Genomic DNA, 22,014 nt, shown 5'->3' with positions numbered 1-22,014 from the left:
GTTCAGTAACATGGGGCCCAAAGGCACGAAAAAATATGCGACGATTCTACCGTCTGCAGGCGCGGATCACCACCCTGTTCAGTCGTAACAGAGGCGGACGGCGTCGTTGCCGAACTGTTCCTTGAGCTGCAGCAGCAGGTCATCGGTGGGCGCCGTTGCCCACTGCGGATCCAGCCACAGGCGGGCCTGGGCGTCCTCACGGCGGTAACACAGCGCCACCGCCAGGCTGACCAGCGGACTGCGGTGCTGCTTCAGGGTGTCTTCCAGCTGACGGCGCTGCCGCGGCCCCAGTTGGTGCTGGTTGCAGCGGATCTCGACACACCGGGCCGACTGGGCACGCACCTGGGCCATGCTGGACACCTTGCTGCAGCGTACCTTCAGGCCGCCGTTGTAATCGTCCTGGGCCACCTCGCCCTCGACGACCAGCACGGCATCCTTGTTGATCAGGCTGCGCGCCGCCTCGTAGGTATCGCCAAACAGGGTAACCTCCATGCGCGCGCTGCGGTCATCCAGAGTCAGGAAACAGAGGTTGTCTCCCTTTTTGGTCTTCTTGAGGCGCATGTCCACCACCAGCCCGGCCATTTTCTGGCTGCTGCCACGGCTGGGCTGCAACTCTACCAGCTTGCGGCTGACCAGATGCTTAAGCTCCGACTCGTATTCATCAATGGGATGCCCGGTCACATACAGCCCCAGGGTGTCCTTCTCGCCCTGCAGCCGCTCCTTGTCGGTCCATTCGCGGGCCTTGCCGAATTCGGCATAGGGGTCCGCAGGCGTATCGGCCTCCACCGCGCCGAACATGTCCATCATGCCGGCATCGGCATTGCGGGCACTCTGGTCCGCCGCCTTGAGCGCGGAGCCGATGGCTTCCCAGAGCACGGCCCGGGAGGGGCCGAGACTGTCGACGGCACCGCAGCGCACCAGTGCTTCCAACACACGCTTGTTAAGACGTCCGGCACCGACGCGCTCGCAGAAATCGAACAGATCCTTGAACGGGCCGCCCTCCTTGCGCGCCTCCATGATAGCGCCGACCGGGCCTTCGCCCACCCCCTTGACCGCCCCCAGACCGTAAACTACCTCATCAGCATCATTGACGGTGAACATGTAGTCACTGTCATTGACGTTGGGCAGACGTACGGTGAGGCCCATCTGGCGGCACTCTTCAATGAAGATCACCACCTTGTCGGTGTTCTGCATGTCCGACGACAGCACCGCCGCCATGAAGGCCGCCGGGTAGTGCTGCTTCAGCCAAGCCGTCTGGTAAGACACCAGCGCATAAGCGGCCGAGTGCGACTTGTTGAAGCCGTAACCGGCAAACTTTTCCACCAGGTCAAAGATGTTGCCGGCCAGATCCTTGTCGATCCCCTGGTTGGCGCAGCCTTCCAGGAAGATGGCCCGCTGTTTGGCCATCTCTTCGGGTTTTTTCTTACCCATGGCACGACGCAGCATGTCCGCGCCGCCCAGGGTGTAGCCCGCCATTACCTGAGCGATCTGCATCACCTGCTCCTGGTACAGGATGATCCCGTAGGTGGGCTCCAGTACCGGCTGCAGGCTGTCGAGCTGATAATCCGGGTGCGGCCAGGCCAGCGGGGCCCGACCGTGCTTGCGGTTGATGAAGTCGTCCACCATGCCCGACTGCAGCGGCCCCGGACGGAACAGGGCCACCAGCGCAACGATGTCCTCGAAGCGGTTCGGCAGCAACCTGCGGATCAGGTCCTTCATGCCGCTGGATTCCAGCTGGAACACGGCAGTGGTCTGGGCGCTTTGCAGCAGCTTGAAGGTCGCGGGGTCTTCAAGGTCGATCGTTTCGATCTCAAGTGGACCTTCGCCCTGCTTGGCACGCTTGTGATTGATGGTATCCAGCGCCCAATCGATGATGGTCAGGGTGCGCAGCCCCAAAAAGTCGAACTTCACCAGCCCGGCTTCTTCGACATCGTTCTTGTCGAACTGGGTCACCAGCCCCTGCCCTTCCTCGTCACAGTAGGTCGCGGCAAAGTCGGTTAGCTTGGTCGGTGCGATCACCACCCCGCCGGCGTGCTTGCCAACGTTACGGGTGATTCCTTCCAGCTTGTAGGCCATCTCCATGATTTCTTCGGCTTCTTCGCTGCCGTTGACGAAATCACGCAACCCCTCTTCCTGCTCCCAGGCCTTGTTCAGAGTCATGCCGACCTCGAACGGGATCAGCTTCGACAGGCGATCGGCCAGACCGAACGGCTTGCCCTGTACACGCGCCACGTCGCGCACCACCGCCTTGGCGGCCATGGTACCGTAAGTGATGATCTGCGATACCGCATCGCGCCCGTATTTCTGTGCCACGTAGTCGATCACCTGGTCACGGTTGTCCATGCAGAAGTCGATATCGAAGTCGGGCATGGAAACACGTTCCGGGTTGAGGAAGCGTTCGAACAGCAGATCGTATTCGAGCGGGTCCAGGTCGGTGATCTTCAGTGCATAGGCCACCAGCGAGCCGGCACCGGAACCACGCCCCGGCCCCACCGGGATGCCGTTGTCCTTGGCCCACTTGATGAAGTCCATCACGATCAGGAAGTAGCCGGGGAAGCCCATCTGGATGATGATATCCAGCTCGAATACCAAGCGTTCTTCATAGGGCTTGCGCTTGTCCTGATAGTCCGGCGCATCCTTGTCGAGCAGGAAGTCGAGACGCTCTTCCAAGCCTTCCCAGGACACCTGCCGGAAGAAGTCGTCCATCAGCATGCCTTCGGGTACCGGGAAGCGCGGCAGGTAGTAGGTGCCCAGTTCGATGTCGATGTTGCAGCGGCGGGCGATCTCGACACTGTTTTCCAGTGCACTGGGAATATCGCTGAACAGCTCCGCCATCTCCTCCGCCGTACGGAAATACTGCTGGTCAGAGTAGTTGCGCGGGCGCTGCGGATCTTCGAGCGTGCGACCGAGGTTGATGCAGACACGTGCCTCGTGCGCCTCGAAGTCCTCCTGCTTGAGGAACATCACCTCATTGGTGGCCACCAGCGGACAGCCGGTCCGCGCCGCCAGATCCACGCTGGCATGCACCAGAGCCTCGTCTCCGGCACGCCCGGTGCGCTGAATCTCGAGGTAGAAACTGTCCGGAAACACCTGCTGCCATTCCGCCAGTACCGCCTCGGCCTGCGCACTGTCATCGTTGAGCAGGGCGCGTCCCACTTCCCCCAGGCGCGCGCCCGAGAGCGCGATCAGACCTTCGGACTTTTCCTTGACCCATTCCTTCTGCACCAGCGCCCACTCGGGGATGATGTTCTGCCCTTCGGCATAGGCCCGCGAAACCAGTTCCATCAGGTTGCGGTAACCCTGACCGTTGCGCACCAGCAGAGTCAGCCGGAACGGCTCGCCTTCCGGGTCGGCCGGGTTCTGCACCCAGAGGTCAACACCGCAGATCGGCTTGACCCCGGCGCTCAGTGCCGCCTTGTAAAACTTGACCAGTGCAAACAGGTTGGTCTGATCGGTCACCGCTACGGCCGGCATCCGCTGGGCCGCCGCCGTCGACACCAGCGGCTTGATTTTCACCAGACCATCGAACAGGGAGTATTCGGAGTGCACCCGCAGGTGAATGAAACCAGGATCAGACATTTTCTTCTCGCGCCAGACGTTCTCTTACCGGGCGAAAGCTGCGCCGGTGTTCAGGCAAGGGGCCCAGTGTGTCCAGTGCCGCCAGGTGTTCAGGCGTCGGATAGCCCTTATGGCGGGCAAAACCGTAATCGGGAAATTCGCGGTCCAGTGCCAGCATCTGTCGATCACGTTCGACCTTGGCCAGGATCGATGCCGCCCCTATGGCTGCTACCCGGGCATCCCCCTTGACTACCGGCTCGGCTGGACAGGGCAAGGCGGGGCAACGGTTGCCGTCGATCAGAGCATAATCGGGCGCCACGCCCAGACCGGCGACAGCGCGCTGCATGGCCAGCATAGTGGCATGCAGGATGTTGAGCTCGTCAATCTCGGCCGGAGAAGCAGAGGCCACATACCAGGCCAGCGCACGCTCCTTGATCAGCGGATACAGCTGCTCCCGCTTTTTCTCGCTGATCGCCTTGGAATCCCCCAGCCCTTCGATCGGGTTGTTGGGGTCCAGAATAACGGCCGCCGCCACCACGTCGCCAATCAGCGGGCCGCGGCCGACCTCGTCGACACCGGCCACACGGCCATCGGGACAAAAATCGAATTCAGTTGCCTGCACGGCGCGCCTCCAATAGTTCCTGCACCGCCTCAGCCGCCCGCTCACTGGCATTCTGGCGCAGCTGTTCGCCGATGATGCCGAATACCCGCTGCAGACGCCGACGGTAACTTTGATCTTCCAGTGCCCGCAGTACCAGCGGTCCCATCACTTCGGGCGTGACACGGTCCTGCAGCACTTCAGGCACCATTTCTTCATCGGCCAGCACGTTGGGCAGCGAGATCCAGCGGCTTTTGATCATGCGCGAATAGATGCGGTAGGTCAGACCCGCCATGCGGTAAGCCACCACCATCGGCTTGCGCAGCAGACAGGCTTCCAGCGTGGCGGTGCCCGAGGCAATCAGGATGGCATCGGCCGCCGCCATGACCTCGCGCGACTGCTGCAGCACCAGCCGCAGGTTCAAATCGGCGAACTCGTCCCGAATCAGGGCTTCCAGCTGCGCATGGCGGCGGGCATTGGCAGCGGGCAGAATGAACACGAGCTCGGGGCGCTGCTGCTGCAGCCAGCGGGCCGTCTGCAGAAACGGTCGCGCCAGATACTTGATCTCGCTGCCGCGGCTGCCCGGCAGCAGAGCCACCAGCGGTGCGCCATCAGCCGGGCGCTGATGCGCCTGAACAGCCGCCATGTCCAGCTGCGCCGGAATGATGTCGGCCAGCGGGTGGCCAACAAAGCGCAGGTTCTGCTGCGTCGGGGCGTACACCTCGGCCTCGAACGGGAACAAGGTCAACAGCAGGTCTGTGCTCTGCTTGATCTTGAAGATGCGCTTACGCTTCCATGCCCAGACCGACGGGCTGACGTAATGCACGGTGGGAATGCCGGCCTGTTTGAGTGCCCGTTCCATGCCCAGGGTGAAGTCAGGGGCATCGATGCCGATGAACACGTCGGGCGGATTATCAATGAAGTGGCGCACCAGGCGCTTGCGCGCGCGCAGCAACTCGGGCAGGCGCCCCAGCACTTCCACCAGTCCCATCACCGACAGGCGCTCCAGTGGGTACAGCACGGTGCACCCCTGGGCCTGCATCAGCTCGCCGGCAATGCCTTCGAATTCAGCCTGTGGATAACGTTGCTGCAAGGCCTGTATCAAGCCTGCTCCCAGAATGTCGCCGGACGCTTCGCCCGCCACGATACCGATACGCAGAGGTCGCATGTCCACCTCAGCGAATGATGCCGCGTGTCGACGTCTCGAGCGAGTCAATCAGCAGCTGTACGGACGGCTGGAGCCGTGCCATGTCACGCAACTCCTGCAGCGCCTGCTCCACCGTTAGTCCCTGGCGGTAGATGACCTTGTAGGCGCGACGCAGGGCACTCAGGGCATCGGCATCAAAGCCGCGCCGGCGCAACCCTTCCAGATTGATGCCGTGAGGCTTGGCCGTGTTGCCCGTGGCCATGACATAAGCGGGAATATCCTTGAGCACAACGGTGCCGGCGCCGCACATGACGTGCGCGCCGATGCGACAGAACTGGTGCACGGCGGTAAAGCCACCCAGGATGGCATGGTCACCGACATGTACATGCCCGGCCAGCGCCGTGTTATTGGCCAGAATGATGTGGTCGCCGACCATGCAGTCATGCGCCACATGTGCGTACGCCATCAGCAGGTTGTGGCTACCGATGCGGGTCAGGCTGTTGTCCTGGACCGTACCGCGGTGGATGGTGCAACCTTCGCGGATAACGTTATGGTCCCCGATCTCCAGACGAGTCGGCTCACCGGCATACTTCTTGTCCTGGCAGTCCTCACCCACGGTGGCGAACTGAAAGATCTGATTCCCTTCACCAATACGTGTGGGCCCCTTGATCACCACATGGGAGGCGATCTTCGTGCCGGCACCGATTTCAACATCCGGTCCGATCAGGGTCCATGGGCCCACTTCAACGTCGTCGGCCAGGCGGGCCGACGGATCAACAATGGCTTGCGGGTGAATCAATGTCACACCTTTCTGTCTGCACAGAGAATGGTTGCGCTGCTGACGGTATCACCGTCCACGCTGGCGCGCACATCAAATTTCCAGATACCGCGACGCTCGGAAATAACCTTGGCTTCCAGCTGCAGCTGGTCACCCGGCACCACGGGACGCTTGAAACGCAGGTTGTCCGCCCCTACAAAATAGTAAATGGAACCGTCTTCGGGGCCCTTGTTCATGGTTTTGAAGCCCAGAATACCTGCCGCTTGCGCCATCGCCTCGACAATCAGAACCCCCGGCATGACCGGGTGGTCGGGAAAGTGCCCGTTAAAGAAAGGCTCATTCACTGTCACATTCTTGATTGCGGTGATCGATTCACCAGGTTCCAGAGCCAAGACCCGGTCCACCAGCAAAAACGGGTAGCGGTGGGGCAGGTATTTCCGGATCTCTTTAACGTCCATCATCTGTTTGACCTTCTGTAGAATAAAGTTCGACAGCCTGTTCGAGTTTACGCACCCGCCGTGCCAGCTCATCGAGCTGACGGAAACGAACCACATTACGCTTCCATTGCTGGTGGGGTTCCAGGCCGGTGCCGGAAGAGTAGACACCGGGATTGGCAATCGACTTGCTGACCAGTGACATGGCTGTCACATGGGTATCATCAGCGATTTCGAGGTGGCCGGTAATCCCGGACATCCCGGCTATCGTACAACGCTGGCCAATTTTAGTGCTTCCGGCCACGGCGGTACAGCCCGCAATCGCGCTATCGCGCCCAATGACGACGTTATGCGCAATCTGAATCTGGTTGTCCAGCTTGACCCCGTCTTCGATACGGGTGTCATCCAACGCACCGCGATCAATGGTCACGCCGGCACCGATCTCGACCCGGTCACCCACAACCACGCCCCCCAACTGGCAGATTTTCTCCCAGCCGTTGGGGGTGGGTGCAAAACCGAAGCCATCGCTGCCCAGCACCGCCGCACTGTGGATCAGCGTTTCGGCGCCCAGGCGCACATTCGGGTAAAGGGTTACGTTGGCTTCAAGGCGGGTTCGAGGACCGATATGGCAATCACGTCCGATGACGCAGCCGGGGCCAATAACCACACCGGAAGCCAACCGTACCCCAGGTTCGATGACCGCCTGGGCACCGATCTGAGCATCAGTCGGCACCTGCACATCTTCGGCAATCACGGCCGAGGGGTGCACGCCGGCGGCAACGGCCGGACGCCAGTCGAACAGCTGACTGGCCCGGGCAAACGCCAGATAGGGGTCCTCAACCAGAATTGCGGCCACAGGGCACTCATCAAGATGACGTGCGGAAACCAATACTGCGGTCGCACGCGTGGCGCGCAGCTGCTTGAGGTAACGGCCATTGGCAAAGAAGGACAGCTGGCCCTCACCGGCCGACTGCAGGGTCGCCAGTGAACAGACCGACGCTTCCGCCTCGCCATGCAGCTCACCACCCAGGGCGCCGGCCAGCTCCGCCAGTGTAAAACAGGTGGTGCTTGTCATGAATGTTTACTGCTTGTTGAGCAACTGGGTGACGCGTTCAGTCAGATCGGCACTGTCGGCGGTATAGACCGTCGCCTGCTTGGAAATGACCACATCAAATTTCTCGTCTTCAATCAGCTGACGAATCACCTTGTCCAGACGCGGACGCATTTCGGCGATAAAGGCCTGTTCGCGCTCGGCGCGCTGCTGCTGCATCGCCTGACCACGACGCTGGTACTCGGCAAAGGCTTTCTGGAACTGCATGCGCATCTGCTTGATGTCGTCTTCCGAGGCCAGGCCCGCGTTCTTCTGCAGCTTGTCACGCAGTTCACGCGCCTGCTTTTCCAGCTCAACCAACTGTTTCTCGTCGTCGGCGAACTCCTTTTTCAGCTCTTCACGGAAGCTTTTGGCTGCATCGGATGTCAACAGCGCCTCTTCGACGCCCAGCACAGCCACGTTCTGGGCCAGTGCCTGAGTGCTGAACAGCATGGCGCCCAGCGCAACAGCGCGAGTAAAACGTTTCATCATATCTCCTTAGAAGGTCTGACCGAGCGCAAACTGGAACACTTCGGTATCGTCATTTTCCTTGTCATTCAGCGGCATGCCCAGTGACATGGACAATGGACCGATCGGGGTCAGCCAGCTGATGCCCATGCCCACCGAGTAACGCAACTCGCTGAGGTCGACATCTGCCGAACAGTTTGCCTGGCTGCTGTAGCAATCGGTGGAGTAGACATTGCCGGCATCCAGGAACACCAGGCTGCGCCAGGCGCTCTTGTCCTCGAAAAACGGTACCGGGAAAATCAGCTCGGCGCTGCCGGTCAGCATCAGGTTGCCGCCAAAGGGGTCGCCTTCATCGCCCGGCTCACGGGGGTCGCCCGAGTCCAGCGGACCCAGCGAGTTGTTAGCGAAACCGCGCACGGTTTTCAGACCGCCGGCATAGAAGTGCTTGAAGAAGGGATAGTTGTTATCCCCCAGGCTGTCACCGTACCCGGCTCGGCCGCGCAGGCTAAAGACCCAGGTTTCATCATCGTTCAGCGGCTGATACCACTTGTTGTTGTACTGGGCACGAATGTAGGACAAATCGCTGCCCGGCACGGCCATTTCGATACTGGCGCCCTGAGCATAGCCACGGGTCGGGAAAAAGCCGCGGTTGAGTCGGTTGTCGCTCCAGCCGGCTGTCAGCTTCCAGTTCAGGAAACTGTCACCCTCTTCCTTGATGAACTCGGTCACCTCGGCGGCCGTGCTGTCATAGGTATTGAGCTGAATGAACTCGACATCACCACTGAAGCTCAGGCGCTGATAATCATCGATCGGATAACCGAAGGTGACACCACCACCCGCCTCGTCAGCGGTGTAGGAACTGATATCATCTTCCTCGTAGTCACGCTCGCGGTAATAGACATTGAAGCCGCGGCTCACACCATCGACGGTGTAGTAGGGATCCAGGTAGTTGAAGCTGTATTCAGTACGGGTCGAGCTGTTGGAAATATTGAAGCCGACTTTCTTGCCGCTGCCGAGGAAGTTGTCCTGCTGCACGCCGAGGTCGAGAATCAGGCCGTCGTTCTGGGAGAAGCCAACACTGGCCGTAAATTGACCGGACTGCTGCTCCTCGACCGAATACTCGAGATCAATCTGATCGTCGGTGCCCGGTACCGGGCGCGTTTCCACATTGACCGACTTGAAGTAACCGGTCTTGTCCAAGCGCACCTTGGAGCGTTCAATGTCCTGGCTGGAAGCGATTCCCGCTTCCATCTGCTCCAGCTCGCGACGAATCACTTCGTCGCCCGTGCGGGTATTGCCCTTGATATTGATGCGGCGTACATAAGTGCGCTTGCCCGGCTCGATGAAATACTTGACCGAGACGGTATTGTCATCATGCTGCTCCGGTACCGGGCTGACATTGGCGAACATGTAACCTTCGTCACCGAGCAGGCGCACCAGACGCTCCTGGTTAGCCGTCATGGTCTTGCGAGAAAACACCTCGCCTTCGGCCACATTGACCTCCTGCTGCAGCACATCAGCCGGCAGCACCATGTCGCCAGCGACACTGACATCGCGCACACGGTACTGCTCACCTTCGGTGATGCCGATGGTGATATAGACCTGCTGCTTGTCCGGCGTGATCGATACCTGGGCGGAATCAATATTGAAATTGATGTAGCCGCGATCCAGATACCAAGAGCGCAGACGCTCAAGGTCACCGGTCAGCTTTTCCCGGGCATAACGGTCACTTTTGGTATAGAACGACCAGAAGTTGGGCAACTTGAGCGAGAACAGATCCTTCAGTTCGGCATCATCGAAAACCGTGTTGCCCACGATATTGATGTGCTGAATGGTCGCGACCTGACCTTCCTGAATATTGATATTAAGCTGTACGCGGTTGCCGGACAACGGCTCGACATCGGTACTGATATTGGCACCATAGCGCCCTTGGGAGGTGTAGACACGCAGCAGATCAAGGCTGATCTGGTCGAGCGCGGCGCGGCGGAAGACATCCCCTTCCTGCAAGCCGGATTGCTTGAGACCGTTGAGGAGATCCTCTTCCTTGATCACATCATTGCCTTCGATGTTAATCAAGGCAACCGAAGGGCGCTCCTTGAGCTTAAGCACCAGCACATCACCGTCACGCTCAGCCTGAATGTCGGCAAAATAGCCGGACCTGAACAACTCGCGCACGGCATCGGAGAGCTGGTTCCGCCGCAATTCGTCACCTGCGGCGACCGGAAAGTTGCGAAACACGATGCCGGGTTCAACCCGCTGCAATCCTTCCAGACGAATATCGTTGATCTCAAAGGGAAGCGAGGCAGCTTGCGCCTGCGCCGTCCATAGCATCGATACGAAAAACAGACCCAGCTTGCGTTTCATGCAGTACTTCTTACGTTAGTGTGCCGACTGATAGGAAAACTGGCTCAGATCAAAAGAGCCGGACTATGTCATTGATGATCGCCAATGCCATTAAACTGAATAGCAAGGCCATGCCAATTCGCAGCCCCAGCATCTGCACTTGCTCACTCACCGGGCGTCCGCGCACCAGCTCAACCATGTAATACAGCAGATGCCCTCCATCCAGCATCGGGATCGGCAACAGATTGAGCACGCCGAGGCTGATGCTGAGATAGGCCAGAAAACTGATAAACGACTCCAGACCGGAAGCCGCCGAAGTCCCCGCCACTTTAGCAATGGTTATCGGGCCACTCAAGTTTTTTACCGAGATCACTCCGGCGATCATCTTGCCGATCGAATCCAGCGTCAGACCGATCATCTGCCCGGTCTTGTGCACACCGTTGGTCAGCGCTTCGACGGGACCATAACTCAAGGTGCGCTGCATGGATTCGGGCACATTGACCGGTGCCACACCCGCACCAATATAGCCCTGCACCTCACCGGCAGCGTTTTCACGCTGCCCTGGCGTCAGTGTCAACGCCTGCTCGCGCCCTTCCCGTTCGACCACCAGGGCCAGTGCACGCCCCGGCGCCGCCTGTACCTTTTCCACCAGATGCATCCAGCTGTCAATAGGCTCACCATCCACGCTCAGCACCCGATCACCACTTTGCAAGCCATCCCTCATCGCAGCACCATCGGGCAGCAGCTGCCCGATGCGTGCGGGAAAGTCCGGCTGCCAGGGCTCAAGCCCCAGGGCACTCAACGGCGACTGGCGCTCCAGATCCACATACCAATTACTGATGGGCACCTGATAACTGTGGGCAAGACCACGGGCCGGCTCCCCCAGGAGCAACTCAACGCGCCCGCTCTCGCCAACGCGCGATGCCAAACGCAGGTTCACCTCATTCCAGGAACGCACCGGGTGACCATCCACCTCGAGCACTTCATAGCCGCTGTCGACACCCGCACCGGCCGCCGGCGACCCCGGTGTAACGCCCCCCACAACCGGCACGACCACGCTGATACCGGACATGAACAGAAACCAGTACGCCAGCACGGCAAAGGCAAGATTGACCACAGGGCCTGCCGCCACAATGGCGATGCGCTGCAAGACCGGCTTGTTATTGAAGGCCTGATCTTTCAGTGCCGGCGGCACCTCACCCTCGCGCTCGTCAAGCATGCGCACATAACCGCCCAGCGGAATAGCCGCGACGGCATACTCGGTCCCATCACGTCCCCGACGCAGCCACAACGGCTTGCCAAACCCCACCGAGAACCGCAACACCTTGACACCACAGCGCCGCGCCACCCAGAAATGCCCCCATTCATGAATGGTAACCAGGACTCCGAGTGCAACTAGCGTCGCCAGCAAGGTCTGCAGCAGTTCCATAAGCGGGTTCAGACTCCGTTGAGGAAATAAAGGCCGACCAGAAACACGGGCGCGGCCGCGGTCAGGCTGTCAATACGGTCGAGAACGCCGCCATGCCCCGGCAGCAGGGAGCCACTGTCCTTGATGCCACGTTCGCGCTTGAGCAGGCTTTCAAACAGGTCGCCAAGCACCGAAACCAGGCCGGTCAACAGGGACAGCAGTACCAAATAGACTGACTGCGGCAGGGAAAGTTCAAGCCCCACCGAAAAGCCCAGTCCCGCCAGCACGCAGGCCAGCAGCCCACCGACCGCTCCCTCACGGGTCTTGCCGGGGCTGACGGCCGGCATCAGCTTGTTGCGCCCCCAGGTCTTACCTGCAAAGTAGGCACCGATATCGGCCCCCCATACCAGCACCAGCAGCAACAACAGCCAGATTAGTCCCTGGTCCAGCTCACGCAGGGCTACCAGCGCGTGCCAGGATGGCACCAGCACCAGCCCGCCCATCAGCAGCCCGGATAGCGGCCCGCAGTGTCGCGCCGACTGCGGGTAGTGGCGCACCAGAAACAGCGCTAGCAGCCAGAATACCAGTGCTGCGGCCAGCACCCAGGGTTGCAGCGGTGCAAGGGTGGCGACCAGCGCCATGCCGCCAGCCATCGACAACACATAAAGCAGACGGTTCGGCGCCTTAAGGCGACACAGGTTGCCCCACTCCCAGCTGCCATACAGAAATATGGCCGCCGCCACCCATTCAAAGGCGTTCTGCGGCAGCAGAAACAGCGCGGCCAGCGCCAGCGGCGCCAGCAGCAGCGCCGTCAGGATTCGTTGTTTCAACACGTTTTGTCCGCCTCCACCTGTTCACTGGTACGTCCGAAGCGGCGCTCGCGCGTCAGGAACGATTGAATCGCGGCCAGCATTTCGGGCTTGCCGAAATCGGGCCAGAAGGAATCGTCGAAATAGAATTCAGTATAGGCACACTGCCAGATCAGAAAATTGCTGATCCGTTGCTCGCCACCGGTGCGAATACACAGGTCAGGCGGCGGCAGATCTGCCAGGGATACCTGCTCGTTGAACAAGGTTTCATCGATATCGGCCGGATCCAGGTCACCATCGGCACAGCGCCGTGCCAGCGCCTGTGCTGCCTGGACGATATCCCAGCGGCCACCGTAGTTGGCCGCTATATTCAGAGCCAATCCGGTATTGGCCGCCGTGCTGGCCTCAGCCTCACGAATGCGAGCCTGCAGTGCCGGGCTGAAACGACTCAGATCACCGATCACCCGCAGGCGAATGTTGTGCCGCGCCAACTTGCGCACTTCGCGCTCCAGCGCATGCATGAACAATTGCATCAGCCCTTTCACTTCCAGTGCCGGCCGCTTCCAGTTCTCGCTGCTGAAAGCAAAGAGGGTCAATGCCTCGACCCCCTGCTCGACACAGCACTCGATCACCGCGCGCACACTGTCGACGCCGGCCTTGTGCCCCGCCAGGCCCGGCAGCTTGCGCGCCTTGGCCCAGCGATTGTTGCCATCCATGATGATCGCAATATGACGCGGCAAGTCACGTCCCGGCGGAATAGTCAGTTGCTGATCAGAAGCCATGCAGATCCGTCGCGGGACCCAGGCCCCGCTTATCAGTTTAGATTTCCATCAGGTCCGTTTCTTTCTGAGCCAACAGGCTGTCGACTTCGGCGACAAACTTGTCAGTCAGCTTCTGCACCTGATCTTCACCGCGACGGCTGTCATCTTCAGTGATCTCTTTTTCCTTCAACAGATCCTTGATGTCACCGTTGGCGTCACGACGGATGTTGCGGATGGCAACACGCGCATTCTCGGCTTCGGTACGCGCCTGACGGATGTAGCCCTTGCGGGTTTCTTCGGTCAGTGCCGGCATCGGCACGCGGATCACATCGCCATTGGTGCTCGGGTTGAGCCCCAGGTCCGATTTCATGATTGCCTTTTCAATGTCACCGACCACCTTTTTTTCCCAGGGGATAATGGTCAGCGTACGCGCGTCTTCAACGGACACGTTGGCAACCTGCTGGATCGGCACATCAGAACCATAGTAGGAAACCGTGATCGAATCCAGGATGCTCGGATGGGCACGCCCGGTACGAATTTTCTTGAAGTTCTCGACCAGGGCATCGATGCTTTTCTGCATGCGGCTGCCCGCATCGCTCGCAATATCATTAATCATCGTTTTCTCCAGCTGTCTCGCCGCTATCAATCAGGGTTCCTTCGTCACCGCCGACCACCAGGTTTACCAGCGCACCGTGCTTGTTCATGTTGAACACGCGCACCGGCATATCATGATCCCGGGTCAGGCAGATCGCTGTCATGTCCATCACACCCAGCTGCTTGTCCAGCACCTCGTCAAAACTCAGGTGCGTGTAGCGGGTGGCCGCCGGATCCTTCATCGGGTCCGCGGTATACACGCCGTCAACCTTGGTCGCCTTCAGTACCACGTCAGCTTCGATTTCGATGCCACGCAGACACGCCGCCGAGTCGGTGGTAAAGAAGGGATTGCCGGTGCCGGCGGCAAAAATCACCACATCGCCCTGGTTAAGATAACGCATGGCGTTGCGACGGTCATACTGATCCACCACACCGCTCATGGGAATGGCCGACATCACACGGGTGGCGATATTACAACGTTCCAGGGCATCACGCATGGCCAGGGCATTCATGACCGTCGCCAGCATGCCCATATGATCACCGGTGACCCGGTCCAGGCCCGCTGCGCTCAGCGCCGCGCCCCGAAACAGGTTGCCACCGCCGATCACCATTCCGACCTGAACACCGATACCCACCAGCTGCCCGATCTCGAGCGCCATACGATTCAACACCTTGGGATCGATCCCGAAGTTTTCATCACCCATCAGGGCTTCACCGCTCAGTTTCAGCAGGAGCCGCTTGTATCTGGACTGTTTTTCAGGGGCTGGCATGATTTGTCTCCGCGCAGACGAAATGGCAAAAAGTGTAGCAGGAATACAGGCGACTGGGCGCGGAAGCGCCCAGTCGAAGGGGTGTAGCCGGATCAGCCTTTCAGCTGTGCAGCCACTTCAGCAGCGAAGTCGGTCTGCTCAACTTCGATACCTTCACCCACGGCAACGCGGACAAAGGATACAACGTCAGCACCGGCTGCCTTGACCATCTGGCCAACGGTCTGCTCGGGGTTCTTGACGAACGCCTGCTCGACCAGGCTGTTTTCAGCCAGGAACTTCTTGATGCGGCCACCCGCCATCTTTTCCTTGATCTCCTGCGGCTTGCCTTCCATATCCGGCTGCGCCATGATGATGTCTTTCTCGCGCTGCAGTTCTTCTTCCGGCATGTCTTCCGGACGGGCAACACGCGGGTTTACAGCCGTCACGTGCATGGCAACGTCACGCGCCACTTCTGCTTCACCACCGCTCAGGGCAACAATAGCCGCCAGACGGTTGTTGCTGTGCACATAGGCATCCACGTTGGCGCCTTCAACCAGCATCAGGCGACGTACGGAGATGTTTTCGCCAATCTTCTGCACCAGCGCTTCACGGGCCGATTCCAGCTCGCCTTCCATCAGCGCGGCAACGTCGGTCGCCTTGTCAGCGAACGCTTTTTCCAGAACCGTGTTCACGAAGCTCAGGAAGTTGTCGTCACGCGCTACGAAGTCGGTTTCGGAGTTGACTTCAACCGCCAGCGCGTAGCTGTTGTCATCAGCAACCTTGACAGCCACCACGCCGTCAGCCGCAGTACGGTCGGCTTTCTTGGCGGCTTTCATGCCGGAAGACTTGCGCAGATCATCGATCGCTTTCTCGATGTCACCTTCAGCTTCAACCAGTGCCTTCTTGCACTCCATCATGCCCAGGCCGGTGCGCTCACGCAGTTCTTTTACCATCGCTGCAGAGATGTTCGCCATGTCGCGGTCCTCTTGTTTAATCGCTTAAAATCAAGTTCAAAAAAGGGGAGCCAGGCCCCCCTTTCACAAATCCAGACAAGCCTAGGCTTGCCAGTTGTCAGTGCAGTTACTGAGCCGCTTCTTCAGCGTCAACTTCTACGAACTCACCCGCTTTGGCTGAAGTGCCTTCGACACAGGCATCAGCAACGGACTTGACGTAGATCTGGATGGCACGCAGAGCATCGTCGTTACCCGGGATAACATGGTCAATGCCGTCCGGGTTGCTGTTGGTATCAACCACGCCGATCACCGGGATGCCCAGCTTGTTGGCTTCGTTGATGGCGATGCGCTCGTGCTCAACGTCGATGACGAACAGCGCATCCGGCAGGCCGCCCATGTCCTTGATACCACCGATGGACAGTTCCAGCTTGTCCATTTCACGGCTGCGCATCAGGGCTTCTTTCTTGGTCAGCTTTTCGAACGTACCGTCCTGAGACTGAGCTTCCAGGTCGCGCAGGCGACGGATGGACTGACGGATGGTCTTGTAGTTGGTCAGCATACCACCCAACCAGCGGTGGTTGACGTAAGGCATGCCAGCGCGAGCGGCTTCCTCTTTGATCACTTTTGCGGCGGCGCGCTTGGTGCCGACGAACAGGATCTTGTTCTTGTTGCTGGCCATGTTCTGAACCACATCCAGGGCATTATTCAGTGCCGGCAGGGTGTGCTCCAGGTTGATGATATGGATTTTGTTACGCGCACCAAAGATGAACTTGGACATCTTCGGGTTCCAGTAACGGGTCTGGTGACCGAAGTGAACACCTGCTTTCAGCAGATCGCGCATTGAAACTTTAGCCATTGTGGTCTTTCCTCTAACGGGTTATAACCTCCACATATCCCATCGCCCAACCGCAAGGCGGCACCCAGGACGCATGTGACGATACGTGTGTGTTTTGGTTGATAAATTCAGAGCCGCATCAGGCGCCTCTTTCGGGAGCGCGATTTATATCATAGCAGCCATCGTTTTTGAAGCATCCTTTGGCCCGAGAGGCCGCTTTCGGTACAATGGCGGGCACGGATCCTGGCCGCCCCTGCGCACCCCTCTCACGGGTGTCTGACATGCGCGCCTTTCACCCAGTTTCGAGAAGCACAGACCTATGACCATCAAGATCAAGACTCCGGAAGAAATCGAAAAGATGCGCGTGGCAGGCCGCCTGGCCGCCGAGGTGCTGGAAATGATTGAGCCTCACGTCAAGCCCGGCATCACCACCAACGAGCTCAACCAGATCTGCCACGATTACATCGTCAACGAGCAGGGCTGCACGCCGGCACCGCTCAATTACCACGGTTTCCCCAAGTCCATCTGCACCTCCGTCAACCAGGTGGTCTGCCACGGCATCCCCAATGACAAGAAGCTGAAAAACGGCGATATCATCAACATCGACATCACCGTCATCAAGGATGGCTATCATGGCGATACCAGCAAGATGTTCTATGTTGGCGATGTCGCGCCTCACGCCAAGCGCCTGTGTGAGATCACCCGCGAGTGCATGTTCAAGGGCATCGAACAGGTTCGCCCCGGCGCGCGCCTGGGCGATATCGCCGCCGTTATCCAGCAGCACGCCGAGAGCAATCACTACTCGGTGGTGCGTGAATACTGCGGTCACGGCATCGGTGCCGAGTTCCATGAAGATCCTCAGGTGCTGCACTACGGCAAGGCCGGTACCGGTGAAGAATTGAAGGAAGGCATGATTTTCACCATCGAGCCGATGATCAATGCCGGCAAGCGTCATGTGAAGCTGAACAAGCGTGATGGCTGGACCGTTGAAACCACCGACCGCCGCCTGTCCGCCCAGTGGGAACACGAAGTACTGGTGACGGCGGACGGTTACGAGATCCTGACCCTGCGCCAGGAAGAAATGTCCAACTGAAATCGATGAGAGCACCGGCATGACGCGTACCGCTCAACCGCTAGCAGCCGCCCCTGAACTGTTCGACAGCCATCAGGTTCAGGCCCGCCTCGATACCGGCGAACACTCGGTCATGAAGGTGCTCAAGACCTCACTGCGCGAAGCCCAGGCCCGCATGGACGAGGCCTTTCGCCAGGGCGAGGATATTCGCCGGCTGGTATACGGCCGCGCCTGGGTGCTGGACAGCCTGCTGCAGATTGCCTGGGAGCAGTTCGACTGGCCGGCCAGCCACCAGGCATCGCTGGTTGCGGTCGGCGGTTACGGCCGCGGCGAACTGCACCCCTTCTCGGACGTCGACATCCTGCTGCTGTTCGACCAGGTGGATCCCGAAGACTGGCAGGACAGTATCAGCGGCTTTCTGACCCTGCTGTGGGACATCAGCCTCGACCTGGGCTCCAGTGTACGCACCATCGGGCAGTGCTACGACGAAGCCCGCAATGACATCACCATTGCCACCAACCTGATCGAGTCCCGCACCATCTGCGGGGATCCGGCCCTGCAGCAGGAGATGTACGACCGGGTCACCTCGGAAGGCGCCTGGACCGACCAGGAGTTCTTCAAAGCCAAGCTGGCCGAGCAGAAGGAACGCCACGAGAAGACCAATAACACCGAGTACAACCTCGAGCCCAACCTCAAGACGTCCCCCGGCGGCCTGCGCGATATCCAAACCGTGGGCTGGGTCGCCAAGCGCCACTTCGGCGCCACCTACATTCGCAACCTGGTCGACCATGGCTTCGTGACCGAATCCGAGCTGGACACCCTAAACAAGGGCGAACTCTACCTGTGGACGGTCCGCTATGCCCTGCACATGCTGAGCAAGCGCCGCGAGGACCGTCTGCTGTTCGACCACCAGCGTACTCTGGCCGCCTATTTCGGCTACGAGGACCAGGAAGGCAGCCTTGCCGTCGAACAGTTCATGAGCAAGTACTACCGAGTCGCCATGGCGATGTCCGAGTTCAACGACATGCTGCTGCAGCACTTCGATGAGGCCATTCTGCGCATTGATGACGAACAGAGCATCCGCCCGCTGAATAACCGCTTTCAGGTGCGCAACGACTACCTGGAAACCGTCTATGACAAGGTGTTCGAGCACCACCCCTTCGCCATCATGGAGCTGTTCGTGTTGATGGCTCAGAACCCGGGCATCAAGGGGGTGCGCGCCACCACCATCCGACGGGTACGCGACCACCGCCACCTGATCGATGATGAATTTCGTCACGATATTCGCAACACTTCGCTGTTTATGGAGCTGTTACGCTCCCCGGAGGGCGTCTCCACCGAGCTCAAGCGCATGAACCGCTACGGTATCCTGGGGCGCTATCTGCCCGAATTCGGCCGCATCGTCGGCCAGATGCAGCATGACCTGTTTCACATCTATACCGTGGACGCACACACGCTGAAAGTGATCCAGAAGATGCGCCAGTTCCGCCACCATGAATACCGTGAGCAGTTCTCCATTGCACACCGTATTGTCAACCAACTGCCCAAGATCGAACTGTTGTACATCGCCGGCCTCTACCACGATATCGGCAAGGGCCGTGGCGGCGACCACTCCGAACTGGGCGCCGAGGATGTCGTCGACTTCTGCCGTCGTCATCACCTGGGCAAGTGGGACACACATCTGGTGGCCTGGCTGGTACGCAACCACCTGAAAATGTCGATGACTGCCCAGCGCCGCGATATTTCGGACCCCGAAGTCATCCACGATTTCGCTATGGAAGTGCGTGACTTGGTGCATCTGGATTACCTGTACGTGCTGACCGTGGCCGATATCAACGCCACCAACAACACTCTGTGGAACAGCTGGCGCGCAACCCTGCTGCGCCAACTGTACATGGACACCAAGCGCGCCCTGCGCCGCGGTCTGGAAAACCCGGTCAACAAGGAAGACCGTATCGAGCAGGTGCAGCACGAAGCGATGCTGCTGCTGTCACGCAAAGGACTGGGGGAGCGCGAGGTGCTGGACTACTGGGCGCTGCTCGGTGATGACTACTTCCTGCGCGAGGATGCCCACAACATCGCTTGGCATACCCAGGCCATCCTCGAGCACGGCGACAACCCGCTCCCTCTGGTGCTGATCCGCAAGACCTCCTATCGAATCTTCGAGGGCGCCACCGAGATCTTCATCTACAGCGAAGACTTGCCCACCCTGTTCCCGGCTACCGTGGCCGCCATGGACCAGCTCAACCTGAGTATTCAGGATGCCCGCATCATCCTCACCGACCACGGCCGTACCCTGAACACCTACACCGTGCTGACCGAGGACAACCAGCCGCTGTCGGAAAACCCGGAGTACCTGGCCCATATCCAGCGCCACCTGACCGAAGAGCTGGACGACCCCGAAGACTACCCTGAAATCATTCAGCGCCGGGTACCGCGCCAGTTCAAGCTGTTTACCACGCCGACACGCCTGACACTCAGCAATGATCCGGTGGCACAACAGACCGTGCTGGAGGTCATCACGCCCGATCGCCCCGGCCTGCTGGCGCGTATCGGCCGCATTTTTGTCGAGTATGATATTTCAGTGCGCAAGGCCAAGATTTCCAGTATCGGTGAGCGTGTGGAAGACTTTTTCTTTATCACCGACAGCGACAATCAGCCCATCAGCGACCCGGAGCTGTGCCGGCGCCTGCAAAATGCCATCTGCCAGCAGCTGGATAAGCATATGCACTAGCCGGCGCGTGGAACCTGAAAAAAACAACTGTAAGCTTATGGCAACACGTTATTTTTTGTTAAAGTACTGCTTCTGGACACCGATACAATAACAGGACACTGGTCGTGCCAGTTTCCCACTGCTTCATGATTAAGGAAGAACCCGGCTATGAAGAGAGTTTTCAAGGTTTCAGCCGTTGCGGGCCTGGCACTGGCAATCGGCGGTTGTGCACAGCACTACAACCCCTGCTGCGGCTACTCTGACACCTATGCGGTCACCTCGCCTGCGACCTACCAGGTTGTCAAAACACCGCGTACCTGTGGCGGACCCGCCTGTGTCAATGATGTGCTGGTAATCAGCGTCAACGGGTACGGCGCTCCCAAGTCGACCTTCGAGAATCTGGCACAGCGCCGCCTGATGGCCATGCGTGCATCCGAACTCGATGCTTACCGCAAGATCGCGGAGCAGGTTTCCGGCCTACATATCATGGGTGATACGCGCGTCGATGACTTTGTCGCCAACCGTGACCGGCTGCGTTCATACATCAACAGTTTCGTCCAGGGTGCCACGATCACCAATCAGGAATTTGAAAGCGACGGCATGGCAATCACGACCATGTCTCTCAAGATCAGTCGTAGCCAGATGCGTCGCATCATGGAAGAGGAGCGCCGCTGGCACGCCAATGGCGGCCACCTGCCCTCCGGAGCCGCTTACCACCATACCGGGTTTGCCCCGCGCTACTGACCATACCGTGGCAGCATGGCTGCCCGACCTTGAGGAGACAGTAAGGGCATGCTGAAGTCATTCTGCACGGCCATGCTGCTGGGGTTGACGACCCTGGCATCCGCAACCGCGGACGCCGCTGATACCTACAGGGTCAAGCGCGGCGACAGCCTCTCGTCCATCGCCGCACGGGTGCTGGGCAATGCCGAACGCTGGCGTGAAATCTGGTCTCTGAACCCGCAGATACGTCGGCCGGCCGCACTAGAGGTTGGTGAACAGCTGCAGCTTCCCGGCCGGCAATCCGTGCCCGCCGCTGACAGCAGCTCCTGGCAACCGGCCCCACTAACCGCCCCGGATGCAGCACAGGCCATGGCCCTGGATCTTATCCGCAGCGGCCATATCAAACGGCTGCGCGCCAACTATCGTCTGCTGGACAGTACCCGTCTGACGAATCTGCCACGCGTATACGCCTGGCGCTCAGAGGCGGACGGGCAGTATGTATATCTACACCGGGGCAGCTCCATGGCCGAACCGGTTCAGGAATACGGCCTATTCATCAGCAGTCTGGAACCCAGTAGCCCCCGTTTCGTTGAACTCAGCCGCATCGGCAGGGCCGAACCGGTCATGCAGCATGGCAACAAGACCCGCCTGAGAGTCACCGAAAACCATGCTGACATGAGCACCTCGGTTCTGCTGCTGCCCCTGCAACCTGGCAACACAACCTTGACCCCCGCGTATCCGCAGCGACCGGTGGAAGCACGTATTCTCAAGGCGCTGTATGAGCATGCCGGCGGCTATCGACTGGTGCTAGACCAAGGCACCACGGCCGGGCTGAAGCCGGGCCACCTGCTGCAGTTTTACCGTCAGCCGGAACAGCCGGGCGGCTGGGCCATGATCATCGATGCTACCCCAACCGGCAGTCTGGCACTGGTACTCAGTGCTCGCCAGGTGCCGGCCGCAGGCGACGTGTTGCGCTAGAGC

The 22,014-nt window shown here is 59.6% G+C and carries 19 protein-coding genes; 4 read left to right on the top strand and 15 right to left on the bottom strand.

Annotated elements, in window-relative coordinates:
• Positions 1-78: 78 nt before the first annotated feature.
• The 15 genes from dnaE to rpsB all read right to left on the bottom strand — a co-directional run bounded on the left by dnaE (position 79) and on the right by rpsB (position 16,546).
• Positions 79-3,579 (bottom strand): DNA polymerase III subunit alpha, encoded by a 3,501-nt coding sequence (gene dnaE / locus KTN04_RS04030; RefSeq protein WP_217333935.1) that lies wholly within the window; start codon positions 3,577-3,579, stop codon positions 79-81.
• A complete protein-coding gene (rnhB, locus tag KTN04_RS04025; protein WP_328515954.1) occupies positions 3,572-4,180 on the bottom strand; it encodes a ribonuclease HII in 609 nt (202 codons plus the stop codon). The genes dnaE and rnhB overlap by 8 nt, the downstream gene beginning before the upstream one ends.
• Entirely contained in the window at positions 4,167-5,324 is a 1,158-nt protein-coding gene (lpxB, locus tag KTN04_RS04020; RefSeq protein ID WP_217333933.1) for a lipid-A-disaccharide synthase, read from the bottom strand. Before lpxB ends, rnhB begins: the two co-directional genes overlap by 14 nt.
• A gap of 7 nt (positions 5,325-5,331) precedes the next feature.
• Positions 5,332-6,102, bottom strand: a complete 771-nt coding sequence (gene lpxA / locus KTN04_RS04015) for an acyl-ACP--UDP-N-acetylglucosamine O-acyltransferase (protein WP_217333932.1) — start codon at positions 6,100-6,102, stop codon at positions 5,332-5,334.
• Between the two features lie 2 nt (positions 6,103-6,104).
• Positions 6,105-6,542 carry a 3-hydroxyacyl-ACP dehydratase FabZ gene (fabZ, locus tag KTN04_RS04010; protein ID WP_217333931.1) on the bottom strand — a complete coding sequence of 146 codons (438 nt, stop codon included), beginning with the start codon at positions 6,540-6,542 and terminating at the stop codon, positions 6,105-6,107.
• Complete coding sequence (lpxD, locus tag KTN04_RS04005) at positions 6,529-7,590, bottom strand: UDP-3-O-(3-hydroxymyristoyl)glucosamine N-acyltransferase (RefSeq protein WP_217333930.1); 1,062 nt, start codon at positions 7,588-7,590, stop codon at positions 6,529-6,531. The genes fabZ and lpxD overlap by 14 nt, the downstream gene beginning before the upstream one ends.
• A gap of 6 nt (positions 7,591-7,596) precedes the next feature.
• Positions 7,597-8,094, bottom strand: a complete 498-nt coding sequence (locus KTN04_RS04000; RefSeq protein ID WP_217333929.1) for an OmpH family outer membrane protein — start codon at positions 8,092-8,094, stop codon at positions 7,597-7,599.
• A gap of 9 nt (positions 8,095-8,103) precedes the next feature.
• Entirely contained in the window at positions 8,104-10,437 is a 2,334-nt protein-coding gene (gene bamA / locus KTN04_RS03995) for an outer membrane protein assembly factor BamA (RefSeq protein WP_217333928.1), read from the bottom strand.
• A 49-nt stretch (positions 10,438-10,486) separates the two neighbouring features.
• Entirely contained in the window at positions 10,487-11,845 is a 1,359-nt protein-coding gene (gene rseP / locus KTN04_RS03990) for a sigma E protease regulator RseP (RefSeq protein WP_217333927.1), read from the bottom strand.
• An 8-nt stretch (positions 11,846-11,853) separates the two neighbouring features.
• Positions 11,854-12,657, bottom strand: a complete 804-nt coding sequence (locus KTN04_RS03985) for a phosphatidate cytidylyltransferase (RefSeq protein WP_217333926.1) — start codon at positions 12,655-12,657, stop codon at positions 11,854-11,856.
• Positions 12,651-13,415: a polyprenyl diphosphate synthase gene (gene uppS / locus KTN04_RS03980; RefSeq protein ID WP_217333925.1), complete on the bottom strand. Its 765-nt coding sequence runs from the start codon at positions 13,413-13,415 to the stop codon at positions 12,651-12,653. The genes KTN04_RS03985 and uppS overlap by 7 nt, the downstream gene beginning before the upstream one ends.
• A gap of 37 nt (positions 13,416-13,452) precedes the next feature.
• Positions 13,453-14,010, bottom strand: coding sequence for a ribosome recycling factor (gene frr, locus KTN04_RS03975; protein WP_217333924.1), 558 nt, complete (start codon positions 14,008-14,010; stop codon positions 13,453-13,455).
• Positions 14,003-14,758 carry a UMP kinase gene (gene pyrH / locus KTN04_RS03970; protein ID WP_217333923.1) on the bottom strand — a complete coding sequence of 252 codons (756 nt, stop codon included), beginning with the start codon at positions 14,756-14,758 and terminating at the stop codon, positions 14,003-14,005. Before pyrH ends, frr begins: the two co-directional genes overlap by 8 nt.
• 92 nt (positions 14,759-14,850) lie before the next feature.
• The gene (tsf, locus tag KTN04_RS03965; RefSeq protein ID WP_217333922.1) at positions 14,851-15,711 is read right to left on the bottom strand and encodes a translation elongation factor Ts; all 861 of its coding nucleotides are present in this window, start codon (positions 15,709-15,711) and stop codon (positions 14,851-14,853) included.
• A gap of 106 nt (positions 15,712-15,817) precedes the next feature.
• Entirely contained in the window at positions 15,818-16,546 is a 729-nt protein-coding gene (gene rpsB / locus KTN04_RS03960; RefSeq protein ID WP_217333921.1) for a 30S ribosomal protein S2, read from the bottom strand.
• Positions 16,547-16,844: 298 nt separating this feature from the next.
• Between rpsB and map the strand changes: the two genes are divergently transcribed.
• The 4 genes from map (at position 16,845) to KTN04_RS03940 (ending at position 22,011) form a co-directional block, all read left to right on the top strand.
• On the top strand, positions 16,845-17,618 hold the full coding sequence (gene map, locus KTN04_RS03955) for a type I methionyl aminopeptidase (RefSeq protein ID WP_217333920.1): 774 nt from the start codon (positions 16,845-16,847) through the stop codon (positions 17,616-17,618).
• 19 nt (positions 17,619-17,637) lie between these two features.
• Complete coding sequence (locus KTN04_RS03950) at positions 17,638-20,331, top strand: [protein-PII] uridylyltransferase (RefSeq protein WP_254262364.1); 2,694 nt, start codon at positions 17,638-17,640, stop codon at positions 20,329-20,331.
• 147 nt (positions 20,332-20,478) lie between these two features.
• The gene (locus tag KTN04_RS03945) at positions 20,479-21,054 is read left to right on the top strand and encodes an LPP20 family lipoprotein (protein ID WP_217333919.1); all 576 of its coding nucleotides are present in this window, start codon (positions 20,479-20,481) and stop codon (positions 21,052-21,054) included.
• 48 nt (positions 21,055-21,102) lie between these two features.
• Positions 21,103-22,011, top strand: a complete 909-nt coding sequence (locus tag KTN04_RS03940) for a LysM peptidoglycan-binding domain-containing protein (protein WP_217333918.1) — start codon at positions 21,103-21,105, stop codon at positions 22,009-22,011.
• Positions 22,012-22,014: the final 3 nt, after the last annotated feature.

The organism is Marinobacterium weihaiense (genome assembly GCF_019061305.1).
Taxonomy (GTDB): domain Bacteria; phylum Pseudomonadota; class Gammaproteobacteria; order Pseudomonadales; family Balneatricaceae; genus Marinobacterium; species Marinobacterium weihaiense.
Note: the sequence above shows the minus strand (reverse complement) of the source record. Positions and strands in the feature narration are given on the sequence as shown.

Coding starts and splice junctions, on each gene's coding strand:
- dnaE (WP_217333935.1), bottom strand. CDS start 3,579: ATGTCTGATCCTGGTTTCATTCACCTGCGGGTGCACTCCGAATACTCC.
- lpxB (WP_217333933.1), bottom strand. CDS start 5,324: ATGCGACCTCTGCGTATCGGTATCGTGGCGGGCGAAGCGTCCGGCGAC.
- fabZ (WP_217333931.1), bottom strand. CDS start 6,542: ATGATGGACGTTAAAGAGATCCGGAAATACCTGCCCCACCGCTACCCG.
- lpxD (WP_217333930.1), bottom strand. CDS start 7,590: ATGACAAGCACCACCTGTTTTACACTGGCGGAGCTGGCCGGCGCCCTG.
- KTN04_RS04000 (WP_217333929.1), bottom strand. CDS start 8,094: ATGAAACGTTTTACTCGCGCTGTTGCGCTGGGCGCCATGCTGTTCAGC.
- bamA (WP_217333928.1), bottom strand. CDS start 10,437: ATGAAACGCAAGCTGGGTCTGTTTTTCGTATCGATGCTATGGACGGCG.
- rseP (WP_217333927.1), bottom strand. CDS start 11,845: ATGGAACTGCTGCAGACCTTGCTGGCGACGCTAGTTGCACTCGGAGTC.
- uppS (WP_217333925.1), bottom strand. CDS start 13,415: ATGGCTTCTGATCAGCAACTGACTATTCCGCCGGGACGTGACTTGCCG.
- frr (WP_217333924.1), bottom strand. CDS start 14,010: ATGATTAATGATATTGCGAGCGATGCGGGCAGCCGCATGCAGAAAAGC.
- pyrH (WP_217333923.1), bottom strand. CDS start 14,758: ATGCCAGCCCCTGAAAAACAGTCCAGATACAAGCGGCTCCTGCTGAAA.
- tsf (WP_217333922.1), bottom strand. CDS start 15,711: ATGGCGAACATCTCTGCAGCGATGGTAAAAGAACTGCGTGAGCGCACC.
- rpsB (WP_217333921.1), bottom strand. CDS start 16,546: ATGGCTAAAGTTTCAATGCGCGATCTGCTGAAAGCAGGTGTTCACTTC.
- map (WP_217333920.1), top strand. CDS start 16,845: ATGACCATCAAGATCAAGACTCCGGAAGAAATCGAAAAGATGCGCGTG.
- KTN04_RS03950 (WP_254262364.1), top strand. CDS start 17,638: ATGACGCGTACCGCTCAACCGCTAGCAGCCGCCCCTGAACTGTTCGAC.
- KTN04_RS03945 (WP_217333919.1), top strand. CDS start 20,479: ATGAAGAGAGTTTTCAAGGTTTCAGCCGTTGCGGGCCTGGCACTGGCA.
- KTN04_RS03940 (WP_217333918.1), top strand. CDS start 21,103: ATGCTGAAGTCATTCTGCACGGCCATGCTGCTGGGGTTGACGACCCTG.